This is a genomic window from Maritimimonas sp. 2210JD6-3 (assembly GCF_056591795.1).
Genome location: NZ_JBWQOJ010000034.1, coordinates 13100 through 36151, shown reverse-complemented (window position 1 = coordinate 36151; position 23052 = coordinate 13100). Strand labels below are relative to the sequence as shown.

Below are 23052 nucleotides of genomic sequence, written 5' to 3'. Positions count from 1 at the left end.
TTTAAATGGTAATGATCTCGAAGAAGCTTTATCATGGATAAATGCAGCTAGAGAAGGAAATTTTTTTAGTCAAAAAACATTTGCAAATGCACAAATAAAAGCTGCAATACTTAGAAAAATGGGAAAAGAAGCCGAAGCAAAAAAATTGATGGATGAATCAATGAAGTTAGGAACTGTATTTCAAGTTCATGGTCACGGTAGAGCCATGATTACCCAAGGAAAAAAAGATAGAGCCTTAGAAATCTTTAAATGGAATGCAAAAAATCATAAGAATACTTGGCCAGTAAATTATGGATTAGCAAGAGCATACGATGCTCAGGGTAATAAAAAAAGTACTCTGAAGTACTTAAAAAAAGCATTAACATTGGCACCTACAAAAGCAAATAAAGATCGCGTTCAGGCAAATATTGACAGACTCAAAAAAGGAGAAGCACTGCAATAAGTACAACTACAATAGAAAAAGCTAAGCCCATTCGGCTTAGCTTTTTATTAACTAATATTAGCCCAAATTGCTCTATTTCTACTAATCTGCCGATATGCCAAACTAATATTCTTATTCTCGGGCTTACTTAAGTTCGGATCACTATCTAGCACGTTAATAGCTACTTGTCGTGCTTTCTGTAAAATATATGCATCTTTCACAACATCAGCGATTCTTAAATTTAAAATACCACTTTGTTGTGTACCCATCAAATCTCCAGGACCACGTAATTTTAAGTCGGCTTCAGCGATCTCAAACCCATCATTGGTAGCGACCATCTTTTCCATTCTAATTTTTGCATCTTTCGTTAACTTAAAACTAGTCATTAATATACAGAAACTTTGCTCGGCACCACGCCCAACTCTGCCTCTTAATTGATGTAATTGTGAAAGACCGAAACGCTCTGCACTTTCTACAACCATTACCGAAGCATTTGGTACATTAACCCCCACTTCAATTACCGTGGTGGCAACCATAATCTGTGTCTCTCCTTTTACAAAGCGTTGCATTTCATATTCTTTATCTGTAGCTTTCATTTTACCATGCACAATACTTACTTGATACTCAGGTCTTGGAAACTCTCTAACAATACTTTCATAACCATCCATCAAATCTTTAAAATCAAGTTTTTGTGACTCTTTTATCAAAGGATAAACAATATAAACTTGTCTGCCTAAGGTTATTTGTTCTCTTAAAAATTTAAATACACTTAAACGATTCGTGTCATATCGATGTGCCGTCATAATATCTTTTCTCCCTGGAGGCAGTTCATCAATTATAGAAATATCTAAATCTCCATATACACTCATAGCTAGGGTTCTTGGTATAGGTGTAGCTGTCATAACTAAAATATGTGGTGGGAGATGATTCTTTTTCCACATTTTTGCCCTTTGTGCTACACCAAATCGGTGTTGTTCATCTATAATCGCTAACCCAAGATTATGAAACTTCACTTTATCTTCGAGTAATGCATGTGTACCAATTAAAATATGTAACGCACCATTTTCTAGCTGTTCGTGAATTATTTTTCTATCTTTTGTCTTAGTGGAACCTGTTAAAAGTGCCACTTCAATATTCATTTTAGATACTAATTCTTGTATGGCATTAAAATGCTGTGTTGCCAAAATCTCTGTTGGTGCCATTAGCGTCGATTGAAAATTATTATCTAATGCAATGAGTATAGACAACAATGCTACAATTGTTTTTCCTGAACCTACATCGCCTTGCAGCAGCCTATTCATTTGGGCACCAGTTCCTAGATCTTTACGTATCTCTTTGATAACTCTCTTTTGTGCATTTGTTAACTCAAAAGGTAAGTAATCTCTATAGAATTGGTTAAAATGTTCACCTACCTTGTCAAAAACATATCCTTTTATCCGAGACTTGTGAATCAACTTTTTTCTAATTAATTGTAATTGTATAAAAAATAATTCCTCAAATTTTAAACGTTGTTGTGCTTTTGTAAGTAATTCTTGATTTTGAGGAAAATGTATATTAAACAAGGCTTCTCCTTTAGAAATTAATCCTAATGTATTTAAAATATCTTGCGACAAAGTCTCTGTATAATTCGTTCCTGAAATTGTAAAGAGATTTTGCATCATTTTCATTACAATTCGATTCGTAACTCCTTTGTTAGTTAAGTTTTCTGTAGATGGATATATGGGCTGCATTACTTTTTGCAAACTTTTCTTATACTCAGTAACAAGATCTAGCTCAGGATGTGGCATATTGAATAATCCATTAAACCAGCTCACTTTTCCAAAAGCCACATAAGGCGTATCGATCTTCAAATTATCTTTTATCCATTTTACACCTCGAAACCAAACGAGTTCCATACTACCAGTTTCATCAACGAAAGTAGCCACAAGACGACTTCCTCGTTTTTGTTGTACCGTTTTTAAATGTGTAATCTTACCTATTAGCTGAACTTCAGATGAGTTCTGTTGTAGTTGGTTTATCTTAAAAAACTGAGTTCTATCGATATATCGATTTGGAAAAAAGTTCACCAAATCTGCCAAAGTAAAAATACCAAGTTCTTTTTTTAGAAGATCTGCTCTAGAAGGACCAACTCCCTTTAAATATTCAATCGAAGTATGTAAATCTATATATGACAAGTAACCATTTTAAAAACGAATATACTAATTCATAATCTTAAAGCTTCTAAAAAAGAATGACTTATATTTGAACTAATCGAATTAAAAATCAGAATATTTTAATAGCAAAATGAGAAAAAAACACTTCTCTAAATTACAAATAATGATATTATTGTTTCTTTTTATTTTATCAATATTATTCTTATACAAAACTCATACAAAGAATAAATATGGAAACCTTGATTACTATAATAATGATAACTTAAAAATTATTGATTCAGCAGAAAAAGAAAACTTAATAGTGTTTATAGGAAATTCTATTGTTGAAGGATGGAGTCAATATGAGCCGTTATTTTTCGAAAATGAATCTTACCTCAATAGAGGTATAAGTGGGCAAACCACTGAACAAATTCTAATTCGATTTAGAAAAGATGTCATAAAATTGAATCCTAAAGGGGTAATTATTTTAGCAGGGACTAATGACATAGCTCAAAATAATGGTGCTATTAGTATTGATGAAATAGCTAGTAATATTTACAAAATGTGCGAAATAGCATCTAAAAATAAAATAAAGGTTATTATTTCTTCGGTACTTCCTACTATTGATTACCCTTGGCGACCTGGCTTAAAACCTAATGAAAAAATACCTCGTTTAAATAAATTATTGAAAATCTATGCCCATAAAAACAATCATTATTATCTTGATTATTTTAGTACAATGAAAAATAAAAAAAATGGGATGTTAGAAGAATATACGTATGATGGCGTACATCCAAATAAAGAAGGATATCTTGTAATGAAAATACTGGTTGAAAAGGCTATTGAAAAAGTACTCAATAAATGAAATTAAAAGTTCCTCCAGCCTTACAAATGGTATTCTTCGGATTACTAATGTGGTTAATAAGAAGAATAACTAAAAAACAACATTTAAAATTTGAATATCAAAGCGAATTAAGCTTTATTCTATTTATTATTGGTATTTTAATTGGATTAATCGCTGTATATTCACTTAGAAAAGCCAAAACTACAGTAGATCCTTTAAATCCATCGAAGGCATCCAATCTTGTTGTTAAAGGTTTGTATAAATATTCTCGAAATCCTATGTATGTGGCAATGCTTATTGTTTTAATTGCATTCTTTATACGATTAGGAAATATATTTAACTTAATAGTAATTAGCATGTACATAGTGTACATTACAGAATACCAAATAAAGCCAGAAGAAAAAGTATTAACAGAACTTTTTGGTGAAGAGTACATTAATTATAAAACTCGTGTTCGTAGATGGGTTTAGTTACTAAAGATGTAAAAGATTTTCTAGATGAAAAAGTTTTACAATACAATCATCCTAAGTTTATTGAATCAGACCCTATTCAAATTCCTCATAAATACATCTTAAAAGAAGATATTGAAATTGCAGCCTTTCTTACAGCTACTATTGCTTGGGGTAACCGAAAAATGATCATCAATAACGCTGAACGTATGATGGCAAGCCTTGGTAATTCTCCTTATGATTTTATTATGAATCATCAAGAACATCATCTTAAAGAACTTGTCAATTTTGTACATCGTACTTTTAACGGAATAGACTTTCAATACTTTATTAAATCACTCAAAAATATTTATACGAATCGCAATGGGCTAGAAGCAATTTTTACTGGTTCTGCAGAAGTAGATTCATTACAAAATTCCATTAGTGCATTTAAAAAGGTGTTTTTTGCAATTGAACATCCACAAAGAACAACGAAACATATATCAGATCCTGTTAAAGGCTCAGCTGCTAAACGAATCAATATGTTTTTACGGTGGATGGTTCGCAATGATACAGTTGGCGTAGATTTTGGTATTTGGAAATCACTGGCACCCTCTCAACTATCCTGTCCGTTAGATACACATTCTGGGAATGTTGCTCGTAAATTAGGATTGTTAGAAAGAAAACAAAATGATGCCAAAGCGTTGAAAGCGTTAGACAATAATTTACGAAAATTAGATGCCAACGATCCAGTAAAGTATGATTTTGCACTATTCGGATTAGGAGTGTTTGAGAAATTTTAATTAGTACCTTTGCAGCCTCAAATAAAAACATGAGATTACACAGAAATTTAGTATTTGCAGTCATCGACAGTTTACGCGATATTTTTAATGAAGGCGTATATGCAGACAAAGCTGTTGAAAAAGCGTTGAAGAGAGATAAGCGTTGGGGAAGCCGTGATCGTAAATTTGTTGCAGAAACCATTTATGAGATTGTACGTTGGAAACGTCTGTATGCTGAAATCGCTGATGTTAAAGAACCTTTTGATCGTACTAACTTATGGCGTTTGTTTTCAGTATGGTGCGTATTAAAGGGTATTCCTCTACCTGATTGGAATCAAATAGAGCCTACCCCATCTCGAAGAATAAAAGGGCGTTTCGATGAGCTCTCAAAAATTAGAAAATTTCGTGAATCAATACCCGATTGGCTTGATGAAATTGGTATTGAAGAATTAGGAGAAATCTTATGGACAAAAGAAATAGCTGCCCTTAATAAGCAAGCAGAAGTTATCTTACGCACCAATACATTAAAAACTACTAGAGAAAATCTTCAAAAACAGCTTCTTTCAGAAAATATTGCTACAGAAAAATTACCGAAACATCCTGACGCCCTAAAATTGATTGAACGTGCTAATGTATTTAAAACACAAGCATTTAAAGAAGGTTTATTTGAAGTGCAAGATGCGTCTTCTCAATTGGTAGCTGCTTATCTAGATGTACAACCAGGCATGAAAGTAGTAGATACTTGTGCAGGCGCTGGCGGTAAAACTTTACATTTGGCTTCTTTAATGCAAAATAAGGGGCAAATTATTGCTATGGATATCTATGAAAGTAAACTTAAGAAACTAAAGATTCGTGCCCGAAGAAATGGAGTTCATAATATTGATTCTAAACTAATAGATTCAACAAAACCTATTAAAAAACTATATGATAAAGCCGATAGAGTATTAATAGATGCTCCATGCTCTGGTTTGGGGGTTATACGTAGAAACCCAGATTCTAAATGGAAATTACAACCAGCGTTTTTAGATGACATTCGTAAAACACAACAAGAGATATTACAACACTATTCTAAAATGGTAAAACCAGGTGGTAAATTAGTCTATGCAACGTGTTCTGTATTACCATCAGAAAATCAAGATCAAGTGAAAACTTTTTTAGAATCTAACGAAAATTTTACCTTTGTAAGCGATCAAAAAGTATTGGCTTCAGAGTCAGGCTATGATGGATTTTATATGGCATTATTAGAGAAAAAATAGATATGAAAAAAATAGTATTTCTTTTTATAACAGTTGCATTAGTAGCTTGTGGGGGTTCAGATGACGGTGGTGCCCCAATGCAAGAAAATAGAAACCCAAGTAGTTTTACCATAACTACTGATAATATTACACAAAGTAATGCTACCATTAATTGGACAGCCGCTAGCGACCCAGATGGTGATACAGTAACATATTCGGTAACTGTAAACGGCACTTCAGTTGCAACTAATTTAACAGAAACTAATTATACATTTACAGGTTTAAGTGAAAGCACACAGTATTCTGGAATTGTGACAGCTAATGATGGTAATGGGGGTACTTCATCTTCCAATTATAATTTTTCAACGTTAGAGAATACTACTGCTACGATTAATTTTAATATTCCATCTGAATTGGAAGATTATTATAGCGATATGGTATTTTATGATGATGCTACTCAACTGAAAGATGCATTAGCAACACATACAATTAGTAATCATACCACTTTTCTTGAATATGGAGAACGACATAATTATTTATACGATGCTGATGAAGATGCTAGCAATATTGCTAATGTGATTTTAATGTATAGTGGTGAAAGTAGAGATGAACGTGAGTATCTTTCTGGAAATAATTCGCATTCCCCTCAAACTTTTAACACCGAGCATGTATATCCACAATCTTTAATAAATAGCACGGCAAGGGCAGATTTACATCATTTAAGAGCTTGTGATGAAGATATTAACGGTTCTAGACAGAATTATCCTTTTGTAGATGGTACTGGTGGCTACCAACTTATAAATAGCAACACTTGGTATCCCGGTGATGAATGGAAAGGTGATGTTGCAAGAATGATCATGTATCTTAACCTACGATATGATGAAAATTTTAATGATGTAGGTAGCTTAGATCTGTTTTTAAAATGGAATCGAGAAGATCCTGTTTCCGACTTTGAAAAGCAGCGAAATAATATAATCGAAGGCCCTCAAGGGAATCGCAACCCTTTTATAGATAATCCTTATTTAGCAACACTAATTTGGGGTGGAGAATCTGCTGAAAATAGCTGGGAATAAATCTACAAAGCTTGCTAAAACAATTTATTGCCCCTTTTTTACGTTTTAAGGATTGATTAAATGAAATCACTAATCAATACATAATTGATTATCAATTTTTTAAAATGAAAAATACAATTTTATTATCTATTGTAATTCTGTTTTTATGTGCTGCATTTACACCTGTACAAGAAAATACAGATACTTTTAAGTTTAGAGTAGATTCAGCTAAAATTAACGGATCTCAATGGGCTACTCCCTATCGCTTTGATAACAAAGAGCTTAAAAGTGTAAGTGTAAAACTTATTATTCAAAGCAATAAGAATCAAGTAATAGATCTTAATTTTCTCTCTTTGGTAGATGATGATAATAAATTAAGACTTCGCCCAACTGGAGCATATTATTTAAGAGCGAATGATAAGAGAAAATACTTAAAAACAAAGCCTTTAAATGAAAACTACAATGCTTTTGAGGAGAACACTATGAAAGATTATGAAAATCTTCAGGCAAAAACATTTAAACCCAATTTCTTTGGTAGAAAAAAGAAAAAAGAAATTGCTAGTGTAAAATCACTTAAAAAGGTAAGAGTAAAAGATAGAGTTACTTATTATATTGATTTTCCAGTCAAAGAAAACTTCACGAATGGTAAGGTATATTACAAAAACAAATCAATAGGATTTGCCGCTGTAAAGAAGTAAACACCAGCGTTTCATTAAATTTTTTATATAAGTTTGCCAAAAGTTTAACATTTTGAAGCTGCTATTTTTTGTATCTTAAGCAGGCAATTTTAAACTTTTCAAAATGCCAAACTACACTCTCAATGTCAACGGTCAATCTATGTCGGTAAATGTTGACGAAGACACTCCTTTATTATGGGTTTTACGTGATGAACTAAATTTAGTTGGTACTAAATTTGGCTGTGGTATCGCTCAATGTGGTGCTTGTACAGTTCATATCGATGGGCAAGCTACGCGTAGTTGTTCTATACCAGTATCTTCTCTAGATGGAATAAAAATTACCACTATAGAAGGTTTGTCAGAAAATGGTGATCATCCAGTTCAAAAAGCTTGGAAAGAAGTAGATGTACCTCAATGTGGTTATTGTCAGGCTGGGCAAATGATGAATGCCGCTTCACTATTAAAAAATAATCCCAATCCAAGTGACGAAGAAATTGAAGCTACTATGAATGGTAATATTTGCAGATGCGGAACTTATGTGAGAATAAAAGAAGCTATTAAAACGGCAGCTAAACTTTAAAATAAATTATTATGACTAGAATTAAAACACAATATAATCGTCGTTCTTTTTTAAAGGTTTCTACTGCTGCTGGAGGCGGAATGCTTATAGGATTTAGTTGGTTAACTAGCTGTGTTCCTGCATCGAAACCTGAAGAAGAAATGGTTGAAATTCCTAAGGAATGGTTTGATATTAACGGCTATATAAAAATTGGAGATACGGGTATGGTGACCATTTATTCTCCCAACCCTGAAATTGGGCAAAACGTAAGAACCTCTATGCCTATGGTGGTTGCTGAAGAATTAGATGTAGATTGGAAAGATGTAGTAGTAGAACAGGCTCCACTAAATACTGGGCTTTATCAAAATCAGTTTGCTGGAGGTAGTTTATCAATACGACTAAGTTGGGATGCTTTAAGAGTGGCTGGTGCTACAGGTAAACAAATGTTACTAGAAGCTACTGCAAAAGAATGGGGTGTTTCGGTATCAGATCTAACTGCAAAAAGTGGAGTTATTAAAGAAAATAACGGAGAAAGAAGTATCACTTATGGTGAAATAGCTTCAAAAGCCGTGGGTATTGAGATACCAAAAGAAGTTAACTTGAAAGAACCGAAAGATTATAAATTAATTGGTACAAGTAAGAAAAATGTAGATGGTCTAAAAATTATAACCGGTGAACCCTTATTTGGATTAGACTACAAAGCTGAAGGAATGGTATTAGCAATGATTGAGCATCCTCCAGCGTTTGGTATGAAACCAAAAAACTTTAACCAAGATGAAATTAAAAGCATGCCTGGTATTAAAGATGCCTTTATCATTAATACTACTATTGAAGAACCACAGTGGAGTGATGTAAATGCATTTCCGGAGTTAATTGCAATCGTAGGTGATAAAACCTGGCAATTAATGAAAGCAAAAAAAGCGTTGAAAGTAGCATGGGAAACCGTTGGTAAATTAGAAAACTCACAACAACATGTAGAACTATTACAGAATGCGCTCAAATCTGGTGAGGTAGAAGATAGTAGAAATGATGGTAATGTAGAAAAGGCATTTAAAAACGCTTCAAAAGTTATTGAACGTAGTTATAGCGCTCCTTTTATGGCGCATAATACACTTGAGCCAATGAACTTCTATGCGAATGTTACTGATAATTCTGCTGAGTTAGTTGGACCAACACAAACCCCCGAAGCATTAGAAAAATCAGCCTCAAAGCTTTTAGGTATGCGACTGGAAAATATTTCAGTTAATATGACTCGAATGGGTGGAGGATTTGGAAGAAGATTATATGTACATTTTGGATTAGAAGCAGCAGCCATTTCAAAAAAAATAGGAAAACCTGTCAAACTTATGTATTCTAGAGAAGATGATATGACGCAAGGTACCTATAGACCCACCTATTTATCTACCTATAAAGCTGGCTTAGATGAAGATAACAATTTAATTGCCTTTAGCGTAAAGGGTTCTGGCTTACCAGGTGGGTCTGTCTTTCCAAAGCGTTTTCCAGCTGGAGCTGTTGAAAATTATAGGGCTGAAAAAATTAAAGCTCCTACAAATATCTCTACAGGGGCGTGGCGTGCTCCTAGATCACATTTTACTGCAGGTGCTGAACAAGCGTTTTTAGATGAAGTAGCTGAGTTAGCGGGAAAAGATCCGATTGATTTTAGATTAGCACTATTTGATAGAGCAAAGAATAATCGAGTTGGCGAAGAATATGATTATGATGCAGATCGTTACGCTGGAGTATTGAAATTAGTTAAAGAAAAATCAAATTGGGAACAGCCTAAAGAAGGTGTGCACAGAGGTGTTGCCGCATATTTTTGTCATTTTTCATATGTCGCTCTTGTTGTAGATGTAATTTTAGAAAACAATCAACCAATGGTTCAAAAGGTTACTGCTGCTGTTGATTGTGGCATCGTTGTTAACCCAGATGCCGCAGCTAATATTATACAAGGTGGTATAATTGATGGTATCGGACATGCAATGTATAGTGAATTGACTTTTAACGAGGGTAAACCTGACCAAAATAATTTTGACAAATATCAACTCATTCGTCACTCACAGGCTCCAAAAGAGATAGAAGTACACTTTGTTCAAAATGAGATTGCACCAACAGGTTTAGGAGAGCCAGGTTTGCCTCCTGCTCCAGCGGCATTGGCTAATGCTTTATACAAAGCTACTGGAGAACGTTTATACAAACAGCCATTTGTTAAGTACTTAAATCAGGAAGTTGAGAAAGTAAAAGGATAATACATAAATAAAAATCCTGCTTTGATATTAACGTCGAAAGCAGTATTTATACAATAAAATTCTAAATTTAGAATAAAATAGTAACGTAAAACAAGTGTTTAGAGGTTATGAATATTATCTTTAAATATTATTATTCACCAATTGAAACATTGTAGCTTTTACCTTTAAAAATTTATTTTCAATATCGATAGCTTTTAATTCTGCCTCAATTAATTTAGATTCACGAGAATTAATCAAAAACAAAGAACTCTCTCCCAAATTAAATTTACGTTCTTCGGCTGATAGTAATTTTGAATAATCTTGAACAATCGTACTCGTCAACTCGTTTTGGGTTTGATAAGAATCCATCTCATTAGAAAGTGCATTAAACTTATTTTTCAAACTTACCTGAGTACTTGCTATCTCAAATTGAGTATCATTTAATTTTAGCTTCGCTAATTTTAAATCACCCCGTTCTTTTCTTAGAAATAAAGGAACGTTTATGCGAACTCCCGATTTATAATTAACGGTATTAAAAGAATTGGCAACATCTGGTGTTTCCGATAAAAAATTATACTCTAAATCAATTTGCGGCAATAAATTATTTAACCGCAAGCGCCTTTCAATTTTTTGACTTCTGTATTTCAAATCGAGCGCTCTTAACTTAGGGTGATTTTCAATAGTAACATTTTCTATTGCTAAAGGCGATGTATTTAGTATAGCATCAACTAAAGCATTTGTTCGAGTATCTGGTCTTATATTTTCTTGCAACTCTACGGGTACACTATTGGCTAACCATAAATAGTTAGAAACTTCTAACGATGATTTTACAAAGACAATACGAGCTCTCTCTAACGCAAGTTTTCTATTATTTAAAATAATACCTGCTTCTAAGGTATCTATTGCAGGATTTTCACCTAATTCAAAATTCTTTTTTATACCTTCAAATCGAATAGCTGCATTTTTTAGAAAGTTCTGATAAACCTGCTTATTTTTATACGCCCTTAACCAATTAAAATAAGCTATACTCGCTTTATACAAAATGGTATTGACTACTAATTGACGCTCTTCTTGTACTTGTTGCCTATACAATCTAGCCTGACGTAATGAAGCCATGCGTCTATTGGTTAAAAAACCTCTTGCTAATGGTATAGAAACACCTACATTGTAAAGTCCGTCTTCGGGCACATTCCCTTCAGGATTTAAAAATACACCAGAGTTTTCCTCAAAATTCCCTTTCAATTCAATACCAAACCAAGTTGGGATTTTAAAGGTGGCATTTAGTTTATCATAATACTCGGTATTCTTAAATTTCTTACGATCATAATCTACTTCTAATTTCGGATCAAAAGCACCACGGGCTTTCATCAATTTAGCCTGCCCTTCGTCGAGTAACAAATTTGCTTGCTTTACGAATGGATGATACTGTTTTACATACCCTAGATACTCTTGAAATGTTAATACTTCATCCTTCACATTCTCTTGTGTAAAGCCTATATATCCGAAACAAAAAACAAGTGTAAAAATTAAGATTCTCCTTCTCATTTCTTAGCAACTTTTTTATCAGTGTTGACTGGTTGATAATAATTAGGAGGAAATCCGTTTAGCTGCCTCCATAATTCAAACCAAATAGGTACATCATCTAATAAAGCAATTGTTCTGGCCCCAGAACCCACACGAACTGCATCTGGCCATTTATGGTCTTCACTATCGGGCGCCAATAATATTCGATATTTACCATTGTCGCTTATAAAATTTTCTATAGCCACTATTTTGGCTCCATAAGTACCATATGATACATTAGGCCATCCGCTAAAAACAACAGCAGGCCATCCATCAAATTGCACACGTACCGTTTCACCAATATGTACAAGCGGAAGATCAATAGGCTTAACAAAAGTTTCTACAGCTAATTCATAATTGGCAGGCATTACTCCTACCAACTGCTCTCCTTCTTTAAACGTTTCACCTATACCCGCCTTAATCGCTTTATTTACATATCCATCTTGAGGCGCTGTAATGTATAGTAACTCATTTCTACGTTTATAGTTGGCATAACTATTCTCTAATTTAGTTACTTCTGCTTGCGTATTATATTTGCCTGACTGTGCTGTGAACATATCACTTTGTGCTTTTGAAATTTTATCGGCATAAGTTGTTGACACTCGTGAAAGTTCAATCTGCGCATTAATTACATTATTTTTGCTAGCCATATACGTATTCTGTTGAGAAATTAATTTTGCCTGAGTTTCTTGTAATTTCAGTTTTTTCTCTTCTACATCTTTCACCGCTTTTAAGCCTTCTACCTGCAATGCCAGAACTCGATCATAACGTCGTTGTGCTATATTAATATTTGTTTTAGCTGCCTCTAGATCAATACTATCGCTTTGTACTTTTAATTTTGACTGTATGAGTTTATTCTTAGTTTGAGCTAATTTCAATTTTTGCTCATTTTGTAATGCCAAAATTTGTCGCTGCAATGCCTGTACTTTTTCTTGATACGCTGAAGCGGAGGAAGACTTTGCTTGTATCTGATCATTCGTACGTTCGACTAGCTTATCGTCAAAATAATCGCTTTTAATCTCAGAAATTCTAAGGATTGTATCTCCTTTTTTTACAAAATCTCCTTCACGCACATACCATGCTTCTATTCTTCCGGGAATTTGCGATTGAATGGTTTGCGGACGCTGATCTGGTGTTAAAGTTGTGACTTGCCCATTACTGATGATATTTTGAGTCCATGGTAAGAAAAGTACTATAAAACCAATAATTGCAAATACAAACAAAAATTGATTAAATCGTTTGTGATAACCATTTTTAAAAACTTTCTTGCCTGATTGATACTCAGAAAGCGAAACCTTTCTATTTAATTTATTATGTGAAATATTTAACATTTTTTATAGTCTATAATTTGTCCTGCTTCAAGCGTAATTATATCATTACAGTACTTTTGCCAGTGCTTGTTACTACTCACAACAACCAAAGCCCATGGATTTTCTGAAGAAATTAGAAAATCTATAATATCATTAGTTTCTTTTATGTTAAATTGATCTAATGCATCTTCGAGTATTAAAATCTTTGGTTTTTTAACAATTGCTCTTGCCAATACTATCTTCTTTGCAATTGTATATGACATTTGTTTTCCCTCTGGATATAACATTGTTTGTAATCCTTCAGGTTGTTGTTTTAGAAAATCTAATAAGCCAACTATTTTAAAAGCCCATAGAATATCATCATCAAAAATGTTATTATCCCCAAAAGTGATATTATCACGTATGGTACCTTCAAAGGGGCTTTCCTCAGAAAGTGACAAACCTAGTTGCGCACGATAATAATTTAAATATAAACTTTCGATGGCATAATTATTAACTGTTACTGAGCCACTAGTCGCTTGAATAACGCCAGCTAGCACGCGTAATAGACTCGATTTACCCGATCCGCTTTCCCCTTGTATAAGTAAACGACTCTTTGGCTTTATATTGAAAGAAATATCTTTTAGAATCGGTTTTTCTCGGTTTGATACTTCATACGATACCTGATCAAATTCTATCAATAAGTCGTTAGCTAAATTTGGTTGCTCACCTTCTTGCAACTCCATCTTTTTGTCAACAACTTGTCCTATTTTTTCAATAGAAGTAATCACATCGTAAAAAGACTCTAAACCTAAGATTAGTTTTTCAACAGATGCAATTACTAATAAAATAATGATCTCGGCTGCTACAAATTGACCAATATTCATTTCTTGATTCAGCACCAAAGCACCTCCAATTAATAATAGACCAGCAGTAACCAACACCTTAAAGCCTATCATTTGCATAAACTGTATGATCAAAATCTTAAAGTGACTTTCTCTAGCATTCAAGTACTCAGTTACTAAAGCATCATTTTTTTGCAATGCTAAACTAGTTTTACCAGATAATTTAAAGCTTACGACGGCTCGTGCTATCTCTTGAATCCAATGCGCTACTTTATACTTATTTTTTGACTCGAGTAAACTTGTTTCTAAACCACGTTTAGCAGTAAACTTGAATACTACATACACCAATAGTAAAAGCAAAATACCGAAGATGATAAAAAAAGGATGATAAAATGATAATAGAATGAGCGAAAAAACAATTTGTAATAATGCTGTCGGTATATCAATTAAGATTTTAGATAGCCCTTTTTGAATAGTAAGTGTATCAAAAAAACGATTTGCTAATTCAGGAGGATAATAATTCTGAAGTTCCTGCATCTTTATTTTAGGAAAGCGATAGCTTAATTCAAAAGAAGATCGTACAAAAATTCGTTGTTGAATAGTTTCAATTATACGCAACTGCATTAATTGTAAAGCTCCAGAAAATAAAACCCCAAGTGTTACTAATATTACTAGAACGATCCAAGAGGTAGAAATTTGAGCTCCTTGTATTAAATTGATAATCGCTTGTATTCCTAATGGTAATGATAATGCTACAAACCCAGAAAAAATGGCGTAGTAGAATATCTGCATGATATCTTTGCGCTCTAACTCTAGCAATCCGATAAATCGTTGCCAAGGTGTTAATGTTGGTTGTTTCATGTTTAGCTACAATTTAATGTATTGAAAGTTAAATGAGTAAAAAATACTGTTGGTGTTATTTTTTTATTACAGTTAGTAATTAATTTGAAGTGATCTTTTAAAAAATGTTGATGCAGACCTCCTTCTACAATAGTACTAGCTAAAGAAGAAGGATAAGGGTAATCATTATTTACTGAATTTATGATTTCACTTAACCGAATAACAATTCTTTTATATACTTCAAAAAATCCATCTTTATTTTCTTTATCTACTGTTTTTGTAAGGAAGGATTTTGAATTTTCATTAATGATAATACGATTAAGTACCACTTCATTAACATGAGTAATCTTAGTATCTTCTTTAACAGTTCTCGTTAGAATTTCTATTGCCTTTTTTAACTTATGGGTAGTATTAGTCACATTATGGGTTTCTAATACTAATTGATATTCAAGCCAAGACCAATACCAAGAAGAAAGGTATAATAAAAGGTTGTGTTTGCTTTCAAAATATCTGTAGATGGAACTTTCATTCGATTTAATACGCTTTCCTAATTTTTTGAAGGTAAACGCTTCGAAACCAATTTCATCAATTAAAAGTATGCTTTGCTCTACAATACGTCTGCCTAAATTTGAAGATTCAGGATCTTTTACGTAAATTTTATCAGTAATAGCTATTTTTAAATTTGATAAAAGCGCATCCATATTTAATATGTTAGGTCGCAAATATAATAGTATTACTATTAATTAAGAGTGTATAACTATTAAATTAATGTTAAAAATTAATAGTCATAATTTTAAACACATTGTCAACAGATATAATTCTATCGAGTAAAAATAAAATCTAGGAGTTATTGATTTATGAATTTCCTTGAATAATTGATCTTATAGGGAAAGGAATGTTAATATTATTATCATCAAAAACTTGTTTTATTTTAATGATAGCTTCGCTTTTTACTTCTAGTGCCGTTAAATTTTCTTGAGCATCTACCCAAAATCGTAGCAAAAAATCAATTGAACTTTCACCAAAATCGGTATAATAAAATTCAATTTGCTCATCATTACTTGGCGGAAAAACTTCTAAAATAGCTTCTGTTGCAATTTTTTTTACTAATTGTAGATCTGAAGTATAATCTACGCCACATGTGATTGTAGTACGGATTCTCTTGGTTAAACCATAGTTTTTAAAGGGGTTTTCAAGAATTAGTTTATTTGGAATTACTACAATATTATTATCAGCTTCTTTTATTTTTGTATTACGAAGATCTATCTCAACGATTTTACCTGAAAAATCATTCGTCTCTATCCAGTCACCTATATTCAATTCATCTTTAATTGCAATAAAAACACCAGAAAAAGTATTAGAAAGTGTACCCTGCAATGCCAAGCTTATGGCAAGACCAGCAATACCTGCGCCAGCAAGTAAAGACTTTATTGTACCATCAAGGTTTAAAATCGAAAGTGCTAGAATAAACCCTAACACAATCAATACTATAGACGCAATATGAGCCAGCAACCCTCTAATTGAAGGTTGCTTGATAATCTTTTTCAAATACTTATTTACCCAAGTTTGTAGATTTCTTGAAAGCCAATATGTTAAAGAAAAAACAACTAGCGCTAACAAAAAATTAGGCAGATTAACTATTAATGAATTTAACCAGCCTGATAATTTATCTACCAGATTCGACCAAGAAGACTCTAATTGCTTTTCCATATTAAAATACTTTTAAATTTTTATTTTCTTTTAATCTAATACACAACTTAGCACAAGTTAAACGTATTGTATGTGATTATAAAACTATTTGCACCATGAAGTGTACATCCAGTTTCTTTTTTCTATATCTCTCATGAAGTCTGTAATAATCTGTTCTGTTACATTATCTCCGATATCTAATGAAGCATTAATGACATCTAACATTTTATTATGTAGAATATCATAATCTTTTAATAGTTCACTTACCATAGCTATAGGTGACATTTTATCTGATCTTACTTCTTTAATTTCTGACAATTCTAGCATCTCTTTAATTGTCATACTTGGTTTTAACCCAAATACCCTGATGCGTTCTGCAATAATATCTATATTCTTTTTTACAGTATTATAATCGTTTTCAAATTCTTCATGAAGTTCAAAAAACTCTTGCCCCTCTACATTCCAGTGAAAGTTTCTTAATTTAAAATAATGCACATAGTAGTTAGCCAACAGTGCATTTAAACCGACAACAATTTCTGCTGTTTCTAAGTAGGTAAATCCTAATTTTCTAAAAGGTTTTTTTTGTATTGATTTCTTATTTTTTTCTAATGTTTTCATATGATTGTATTTAAGTATTAATAAATTAGATATAACACAAATCATGTATTATATAAATGATGTTTATGTAATTCTTGAAAGTAAGTTGAATGATTTTTTTAAAAAATCGGCACCGTAATTATAGACCTTAATTATGGTCTAGATAACTTTAGAGAGTAAATATTTTTGTATAAATAACATACCTTTAATATACATTTTTATATCAAAAAATCAAATTTTTAACACTTTTTAACATTTAAATTCAAATATATCTAAGTTATAGCCATTTTTTACGCTTAAAAAAAAGAATAAGCGAGAAAAAGACAAAAAACATAAATCCCCATACAATATGGTAGCCATATTTATAATTGAGTTCGGGCATATTCTCGAAATTCATGCCATATACACCTACAATAAATGTAAGAGGTATAAAGATCGTGGCTATAATTGTTAACACCTTCATTATTGTATTCATTTTATTACTCATAGTAGTCATATACATATCCATCAAACCCCAAATCATCTCCCTATAGACATCAATATTTTCACTTACATGCACTATATGATCCTGCAAATCTCTAAAGTAATCTTTGGTTCTATCCTCTATTAATAAAGTCTCTGATTTTACAACTCTAGCTATAATCTCTCTTGAAGGAAAAATATTTCTTCTAATTTTTAAAATATCATGCTTTAAAATTTGTATATCTTTTGTGATTGTTTCATCTGGTGAGTCTAAAAACAATTCATCTTCCATGGCTTCTATCCTATCACCAATTGCTTCTAGTACAACAAAATAATTATCAATAATAGCATCCATTAAGGCAAAAGCTAAATAATCTGCATTAGAACTTCTTATTCTTGTATGTAAATTTTTTAGCCGTTCTCTTACAGTATCAAAAACATCATCTTCAGATTCTTGAAATGTGAGCACATAATCTTTACCTAGTACGATAGACACGTGCTCAATCGTAAATTCTCTATTCTTATTAATATATAGCATTTTCATTACCATAAATAGATAATTCTCATATTCGTCTATTTTAGGACGTTGCTCGGTATCTACAATATCTTCAAGTATAAGAGGATGTAGTTTAAAATATTCTCCCAACTTTATAATCTCTTCAGTATGACTGAGTCCATCAATATTTATCCATGTTATCTTATCATTTCCTTTAAATTTAAACACATTATCTATAATATCTGTATTTATTGAGTTGAAGTAATCTTTGTTAAAATCATATACTTCTAATTTGGTTGGTTTTCTCTCTTTGTCTCCAACATAGACAACTGCTCCTGGTGCTTTACCTACACTTTTAGAAATACGCTTTCTTTTTTTCTCAGGTCGATAATTATTTTTTTTCATTCTATGACGAATTAGAGAGGTTTTTACTTAAATCTAACATCTTGAGTATGCGATTAAATATACAATTATATCTTATTCTATTTTTACTAACCATTGGTTATGTTGAGAAAGAGCCTAATGAAGAAACTAATTATCTTTTTAAAAATGAAAAATTCTTTGGTTTGATTTGATTCAAGAAATTTTATTTATTCAACAGAAAAGAAAACGTAAACTCCTATTTACTCTGATATTTATAATAACACTAGAGACACAAGGATACAGCTTACAGTAACATTAAGTATTCATAATACTAGCAGTACCGATATTATTTGTTAATTATGCTGGTTATTATAACTCTGTAGGTGCTAAAGTACGTAGTTATCTTCAAAACCCTATTTTTTAAGACCTTTCAAACAATAGATTATATGATTGATAAAGAAGATGAATCATAAAAGGTGTTCGCCAACTTGAACTTGTTTCAGATTCTCATTGTAAATACTTGATTTATTTAATGATGAGATTCCTAAATAAATTCGGAATGATGCTTTAAAATATGTTGATGATATAAAAACGGACAAACAAATACTTTATTAATTTCTAATAAAATTAAAATTGGTTAATAAAAGCTCATAAATCAACCAGAAGAAAAAGATGAAAAAATGTATTTTTGTCTTTTAAAATACGTAACTCAATGATCCACTTTTTTGGGGATGTTAACAGCAAGATTTTTGCTGTTCAAACCACTTCAGAATTATCAATCGAAACAGAAAAAAAATTAATATGGTTATTTGGCAACCAACCTAAAATAAACGCGGCGTCTCTTGACGCCTTTTTTGTTGGCCCAAGAGCAGCAATGATCACTCCTTGGAGTACTAATGCTGTAGAAATTACACAAAATATGGGTATTTCTAATATTATCAGAATTGAAGAATTTGAAGCAGTAGATGATGATTTTTCTGATTTTGACCCAATGATTTCTCAAAAATTCAACGGTTTAAATCAAGAGGTATTTACGATTGATATTCAACCTGAACCTATTTTAGAAATTGATAATATTGCTACTTATAACGAGCAAGAAGGGCTGGCTTTAAGCAGTGAAGAAATCAACTATTTGGAAGAAGTAGCTACTAAAATTGGCAGAAAACTTACAGACTCTGAAGTATTTGGATTCTCTCAGGTAAATTCTGAACACTGCCGTCATAAAATATTTAATGGAACTTTTATTATTGATGGAGAAGAAATGCCTACCTCTCTTTTTAAATTAATCAAAGAAACTTCAAGGCAAAATCCAAATGATATTGTTTCTGCATACAAAGACAATGTAGCTTTTATACAAGGACCAAAAGTAGAACAATTTGCTCCTAAAAGTGCAGACAAACCAGACTTTTACGAAACAAAAGAATTTGAATCTATTATTTCTTTAAAAGCAGAAACTCATAATTTTCCTACAACAGTAGAGCCTTTTAATGGAGCTGCAACAGGGTCTGGAGGAGAAATTCGCGATAGATTAGCTGGAGGAAAAGGATCGTTACCATTAGCAGGTACAGCTGTTTATATGACATCGTACGCTCGTTTAGAAGAAAATCGCCCTTGGGAAAAAGGAATGAACGAACGTAAATGGCTATACCAAACTCCAATGGATATCTTAATCAAAGCTTCGAATGGTGCCTCTGATTTCGGCAATAAATTCGGTCAACCCTTAATCTGCGGTTCAGTTTTAACTTTTGAACATGACGAAGCAACAGACGTTATTGCGAATGAAATGCAGCAATCTCAAGAAAATAAAGAGATTACTTCGTCGCAAACTCCTCGTAATGACGAAAAACCTAGAAAACTTGGTTTTGATAAAGTCATCATGCAAGCAGGTGGTATTGGGTATGGTAAAAAAGAGCAAGCCTTAAAAGACACACCCGAGGCAGGAGATAAAATTGTAATTCTCGGCGGTGAGAATTACAGAATTGGTATGGGTGGAGCCGCCGTCTCATCAGCAGATACAGGCGAATTTTCAACAGGAATCGAATTGAACGCAGTACAACGTTCTAATCCTGAAATGCAAAAACGTGCTGCAAACGCAGTACGAGGAATGGTAGAGAGTGAAGATAACTTTATTGTTTCTATTCACGATCATGGTGCAGGTGGACATTTAAACTGTTTGTCTGAATTAGTGGAAGAGACTGGTGGAAACATCGATTTAGACAAACTACCTGTTGGTGATCCTACCTTATCAGATAAAGAGATTATTGGTAACGAATCTCAAGAGCGAATGGGGTTAGTAATTGCCGAAAAACATATTGACATTTTAAAGAGAATTGCAGAACGTGAGCGTTCACCAATGTACACCGTAGGTGATGTTACTGGTGATCATCGATTTACTTTTGAATCTAAAACCAATGGAAACAAACCCATGGATTTAGCTTTAGAAGATATGTTTGGGAGTTCTCCTAAAACGATTATGACTGATAATACAGTTGATCGTAAATATGCTAATGTTGAGTATTCAAAAGAAAACTTTACGCAATATTTAGAGCAAGTTTTACAATTAGAAGCTGTTGCCTGCAAAGATTGGTTAACAAATAAAGTTGATCGTTGTGTTGGTGGTAAAGTTGCGAAACAACAATGTGTTGGTTCTTTACAAATTCCATTAAACAATGTAGGAGTTATGGCATTAGATTATAAAGGAAAAGAAGGAGTTGCTACTTCTATAGGACACTCACCGATTTCTGGATTGATTGCTCCAGAAGCAGGAAGTAAAAACTCTATCACTGAAGCGTTGTCAAACATTGTTTGGGCTCCTTTAAAAGACGGTTTACAATCAGTATCCTTATCAGCTAACTGGATGTGGCCTTGTAAAAATAAAGGGGAAGATGCGCGTTTATATAAAGCTGTAAAAGCTATTTCTGACTTTGCAATTGATTTAGGAATCAACGTTCCAACTGGGAAAGATTCCTTGTCAATGAAACAAAAGTACCCTAATGAGGAAGTTATTTCTCCTGGTACGGTAGTGATCTCAGCTGCAGCAAATTGTAATGATATAACTAAAGTTGTAGAGCCCGTTTTAAAACCAAATAAAGGAAGCATTTACTACATCAACTTATCACAGGATAGGCATAAATTAGGAGGTAGTTCTTTTGCACAAGTTGTAAATAAAATTGGAAACACCACTCCTACTATTACCAATAACGACTTCTTTAAATCTGCCTTCAATGTAATTCAAAATTTAATTAAGGAAGATAAGATTGTTGCAGGTCATGATGTAGCTTCTGGAGGATTGATTACTACCCTATTAGAATTATGTTTTGCCGATGTAAATATTGGAGCAAATATTAATCTATCTCAAATAGATGAAAAAGATAGTATAAAACTATTGTTTGCAGAGAACTCAGGAATTGTATTCCAAGCAGTTGACGATAGCGTTGAAGCTGTATTTGAAAAGAACAATATCGAATTCTTTAACATTGGTTCTGTAACCGAATCTGACCGCTTAAATATTAAGAACGGTTCAGATGTGTTTGCACTTTCTATTGCTGAATTAAGAGATACTTGGTACAAAACTTCTTTCCTACTCGACCAAAAACAAACGGCAAACGGTTTAGCCAAAGACCGGTTTGATAATTATAAAAACCAGCCATTAACCTATAAGTTTCCTAAACATTTTACTGGGAAGTTAGCAGATGTCATTGCGAGTGAAACGAAGCAATCTGTTCAAAACTATGAGATTACCACGTCGCAAGCTCCTCATAATGACGGTAGGCGTCCTAAAGCAGCCATCATCCGTGAAAAAGGTTCAAATTCTGAACGTGAAATGGCAAATGCCATGTATTTAGCTGGGTTTGATGTGAAAGATGTGCATATGACCGATTTAATTTCTGGTCGTGAAACCTTAGAAGATATTCAATTTATAGGTGCCGTTGGCGGATTCTCAAATTCTGATGTATTAGGTTCTGCTAAAGGATGGGCAGGTGCATTTTTGTACAACGAAAAAGCAAATACCACCTTAAAAAAATTCTTTGAACGTGAAGATACGCTCTCAGTGGGTATTTGTAATGGAGCACAACTGTGGATGGAATTAGAATTAATAAATCCTGAACATGAAGTACATGGAAAACTTACGTATAACGACTCTAAAAAACATGAAAGTGCTTTTACTTCGGTAAAAATACAAGAAAATAATTCAGTGATGTTATCCTCTTTAGCTGGAAGTACCTTAGGTGTTTGGATCTCCCATGGTGAGGGAAAATATAGCCTTCCGCTAAGTGAAGAAAACTATCATATCTGTGCCAAATATACCTATGCAGAATATCCGCATAATCCTAATGGATCAGATTATAATGCAGCCATGTTGTGCGATACATCGGGTCGTCATCTAGTGACCATGCCGCACATAGAGCGTTCCACATTTCAATGGAATTGGGCTCATTATCCTGAAGACAGAAAAGATGAAGTATCACCATGGCTAGAAGCTTTTGTAAATGCTAGAAAATGGATTAAAGAACGTAAATAAAAAATAGCCTTTGAAAATTCAAAGACTATTT

Annotated in this window: 20 protein-coding genes; 12 read left to right on the top strand and 8 right to left on the bottom strand. The window is 32.7% G+C overall.

The genetic code is table 11. From position 1 onward, the window contains the following. On the top strand, positions 1–442 hold a 442-nt coding region (locus AC1EUY_RS12825), incomplete at its 5' end, for a tetratricopeptide repeat protein (protein ID WP_480195945.1). A 47-nt stretch (positions 443–489) separates the two neighbouring features. Here the strand turns inward: AC1EUY_RS12825 and recG are convergent. Then, positions 490–2595 (bottom strand): ATP-dependent DNA helicase RecG, encoded by a 2106-nt coding sequence (gene recG / locus AC1EUY_RS12820; protein ID WP_480195944.1) that lies wholly within the window; start codon positions 2593–2595, stop codon positions 490–492. Between the two features lie 142 nt (positions 2596–2737). Between recG and AC1EUY_RS12815 the strand changes: the two genes are divergently transcribed. From AC1EUY_RS12815 to AC1EUY_RS12780, 8 genes are all read left to right on the top strand, one after another. Then, positions 2738–3418, top strand: coding sequence for a GDSL-type esterase/lipase family protein (locus AC1EUY_RS12815; protein ID WP_480195943.1), 681 nt, complete (start codon positions 2738–2740; stop codon positions 3416–3418). After that, a complete protein-coding gene (locus AC1EUY_RS12810; RefSeq protein WP_480195942.1) occupies positions 3415–3867 on the top strand; it encodes a methyltransferase family protein in 453 nt (150 codons plus the stop codon). The genes AC1EUY_RS12815 and AC1EUY_RS12810 overlap by 4 nt, the downstream gene beginning before the upstream one ends. Continuing rightward, complete coding sequence (locus AC1EUY_RS12805; RefSeq protein ID WP_480195941.1) at positions 3858–4628, top strand: TIGR02757 family protein; 771 nt, start codon at positions 3858–3860, stop codon at positions 4626–4628. Before AC1EUY_RS12810 ends, AC1EUY_RS12805 begins: the two co-directional genes overlap by 10 nt. Before the next feature lie 29 nt (positions 4629–4657). Further along, positions 4658–5863, top strand: coding sequence for an RsmB/NOP family class I SAM-dependent RNA methyltransferase (locus tag AC1EUY_RS12800; RefSeq protein WP_480195940.1), 1206 nt, complete (start codon positions 4658–4660; stop codon positions 5861–5863). 2 nt (positions 5864–5865) lie between these two features. Next, the gene (locus AC1EUY_RS12795) at positions 5866–6915 is read left to right on the top strand and encodes an endonuclease (RefSeq protein ID WP_480195939.1); all 1050 of its coding nucleotides are present in this window, start codon (positions 5866–5868) and stop codon (positions 6913–6915) included. A 104-nt stretch (positions 6916–7019) separates the two neighbouring features. Further along, the gene (locus AC1EUY_RS12790) at positions 7020–7592 is read left to right on the top strand and encodes a hypothetical protein (protein ID WP_480195938.1); all 573 of its coding nucleotides are present in this window, start codon (positions 7020–7022) and stop codon (positions 7590–7592) included. Positions 7593–7695: 103 nt separating this feature from the next. Beyond that, positions 7696–8151 carry a (2Fe-2S)-binding protein gene (locus tag AC1EUY_RS12785; protein WP_480195937.1) on the top strand — a complete coding sequence of 152 codons (456 nt, stop codon included), beginning with the start codon at positions 7696–7698 and terminating at the stop codon, positions 8149–8151. An 11-nt stretch (positions 8152–8162) separates the two neighbouring features. Continuing rightward, positions 8163–10376 (top strand): xanthine dehydrogenase family protein molybdopterin-binding subunit, encoded by a 2214-nt coding sequence (locus tag AC1EUY_RS12780; protein WP_480195936.1) that lies wholly within the window; start codon positions 8163–8165, stop codon positions 10374–10376. 120 nt (positions 10377–10496) lie between these two features. On the opposite strand, the gene AC1EUY_RS12775 is transcribed toward AC1EUY_RS12780, so the two are convergent. The 7 genes from AC1EUY_RS12775 to corA all read right to left on the bottom strand — a co-directional run bounded on the left by AC1EUY_RS12775 (position 10497) and on the right by corA (position 18541). Next, positions 10497–11900: a TolC family protein gene (locus tag AC1EUY_RS12775; RefSeq protein WP_480195935.1), complete on the bottom strand. Its 1404-nt coding sequence runs from the start codon at positions 11898–11900 to the stop codon at positions 10497–10499. Next, positions 11897–13249: an HlyD family secretion protein gene (locus AC1EUY_RS12770; protein WP_480195934.1), complete on the bottom strand. Its 1353-nt coding sequence runs from the start codon at positions 13247–13249 to the stop codon at positions 11897–11899. Before AC1EUY_RS12770 ends, AC1EUY_RS12775 begins: the two co-directional genes overlap by 4 nt. Then, positions 13243–14913: a peptidase domain-containing ABC transporter gene (locus tag AC1EUY_RS12765; RefSeq protein WP_480195933.1), complete on the bottom strand. Its 1671-nt coding sequence runs from the start codon at positions 14911–14913 to the stop codon at positions 13243–13245. Before AC1EUY_RS12765 ends, AC1EUY_RS12770 begins: the two co-directional genes overlap by 7 nt. A 2-nt stretch (positions 14914–14915) precedes the next feature. Further along, positions 14916–15593 carry a TetR/AcrR family transcriptional regulator gene (locus tag AC1EUY_RS12760; RefSeq protein ID WP_480195932.1) on the bottom strand — a complete coding sequence of 226 codons (678 nt, stop codon included), beginning with the start codon at positions 15591–15593 and terminating at the stop codon, positions 14916–14918. Positions 15594–15747: 154 nt separating this feature from the next. Continuing rightward, the gene (locus tag AC1EUY_RS12755; protein ID WP_480195931.1) at positions 15748–16602 is read right to left on the bottom strand and encodes a mechanosensitive ion channel family protein; all 855 of its coding nucleotides are present in this window, start codon (positions 16600–16602) and stop codon (positions 15748–15750) included. Positions 16603–16686: 84 nt separating this feature from the next. Next, positions 16687–17199 (bottom strand): Dps family protein, encoded by a 513-nt coding sequence (locus AC1EUY_RS12750; RefSeq protein WP_480195930.1) that lies wholly within the window; start codon positions 17197–17199, stop codon positions 16687–16689. A 256-nt stretch (positions 17200–17455) separates the two neighbouring features. Continuing rightward, positions 17456–18541 carry a magnesium/cobalt transporter CorA gene (corA, locus tag AC1EUY_RS12745; RefSeq protein WP_480195929.1) on the bottom strand — a complete coding sequence of 362 codons (1086 nt, stop codon included), beginning with the start codon at positions 18539–18541 and terminating at the stop codon, positions 17456–17458. Between the two features lie 47 nt (positions 18542–18588). Here corA and AC1EUY_RS12740 point away from each other — a divergent pair, with 47 nt between their 5' ends. The 3 genes from AC1EUY_RS12740 to purL all read left to right on the top strand — a co-directional run bounded on the left by AC1EUY_RS12740 (position 18589) and on the right by purL (position 23021). After that, the gene (locus AC1EUY_RS12740) at positions 18589–18711 is read left to right on the top strand and encodes a hypothetical protein (RefSeq protein ID WP_480195928.1); all 123 of its coding nucleotides are present in this window, start codon (positions 18589–18591) and stop codon (positions 18709–18711) included. A gap of 46 nt (positions 18712–18757) precedes the next feature. Continuing rightward, positions 18758–18856 (top strand): DUF3124 domain-containing protein, encoded by a 99-nt coding sequence (locus AC1EUY_RS12735; RefSeq protein ID WP_480195946.1) that lies wholly within the window; start codon positions 18758–18760, stop codon positions 18854–18856. Between the two features lie 355 nt (positions 18857–19211). Continuing rightward, on the top strand, positions 19212–23021 hold the full coding sequence (gene purL / locus AC1EUY_RS12730) for a phosphoribosylformylglycinamidine synthase (RefSeq protein ID WP_480195927.1): 3810 nt from the start codon (positions 19212–19214) through the stop codon (positions 23019–23021). Positions 23022–23052 lie beyond the last annotated feature (31 nt).

Bases quoted from the DNA above. Each gene is read 5' to 3' on its own strand.
- AC1EUY_RS12800 (WP_480195940.1), top strand. From the start codon at position 4,658: ATGAGATTACACAGAAATTTAGTATTTGCAGTCATCGACAGTTTACGC.
- AC1EUY_RS12740 (WP_480195928.1), top strand. From the start codon at position 18,589: ATGCGATTAAATATACAATTATATCTTATTCTATTTTTACTAACCATT.
- AC1EUY_RS12750 (WP_480195930.1), bottom strand. From the start codon at position 17,199: ATGAAAACATTAGAAAAAAATAAGAAATCAATACAAAAAAAACCTTTT.
- AC1EUY_RS12790 (WP_480195938.1), top strand. From the start codon at position 7,020: ATGAAAAATACAATTTTATTATCTATTGTAATTCTGTTTTTATGTGCT.
- AC1EUY_RS12795 (WP_480195939.1), top strand. From the start codon at position 5,866: ATGAAAAAAATAGTATTTCTTTTTATAACAGTTGCATTAGTAGCTTGT.
- AC1EUY_RS12815 (WP_480195943.1), top strand. From the start codon at position 2,738: ATGATATTATTGTTTCTTTTTATTTTATCAATATTATTCTTATACAAA.
- AC1EUY_RS12785 (WP_480195937.1), top strand. From the start codon at position 7,696: ATGCCAAACTACACTCTCAATGTCAACGGTCAATCTATGTCGGTAAAT.
- AC1EUY_RS12805 (WP_480195941.1), top strand. From the start codon at position 3,858: ATGGGTTTAGTTACTAAAGATGTAAAAGATTTTCTAGATGAAAAAGTT.
- AC1EUY_RS12770 (WP_480195934.1), bottom strand. From the start codon at position 13,249: ATGTTAAATATTTCACATAATAAATTAAATAGAAAGGTTTCGCTTTCT.
- purL (WP_480195927.1), top strand. From the start codon at position 19,212: ATGATCCACTTTTTTGGGGATGTTAACAGCAAGATTTTTGCTGTTCAA.
- AC1EUY_RS12775 (WP_480195935.1), bottom strand. From the start codon at position 11,900: ATGAGAAGGAGAATCTTAATTTTTACACTTGTTTTTTGTTTCGGATAT.
- AC1EUY_RS12760 (WP_480195932.1), bottom strand. From the start codon at position 15,593: ATGGATGCGCTTTTATCAAATTTAAAAATAGCTATTACTGATAAAATT.
- corA (WP_480195929.1), bottom strand. From the start codon at position 18,541: ATGAAAAAAAATAATTATCGACCTGAGAAAAAAAGAAAGCGTATTTCT.
- AC1EUY_RS12755 (WP_480195931.1), bottom strand. From the start codon at position 16,602: ATGGAAAAGCAATTAGAGTCTTCTTGGTCGAATCTGGTAGATAAATTA.
- AC1EUY_RS12780 (WP_480195936.1), top strand. From the start codon at position 8,163: ATGACTAGAATTAAAACACAATATAATCGTCGTTCTTTTTTAAAGGTT.
- AC1EUY_RS12765 (WP_480195933.1), bottom strand. From the start codon at position 14,913: ATGAAACAACCAACATTAACACCTTGGCAACGATTTATCGGATTGCTA.
- AC1EUY_RS12810 (WP_480195942.1), top strand. From the start codon at position 3,415: ATGAAATTAAAAGTTCCTCCAGCCTTACAAATGGTATTCTTCGGATTA.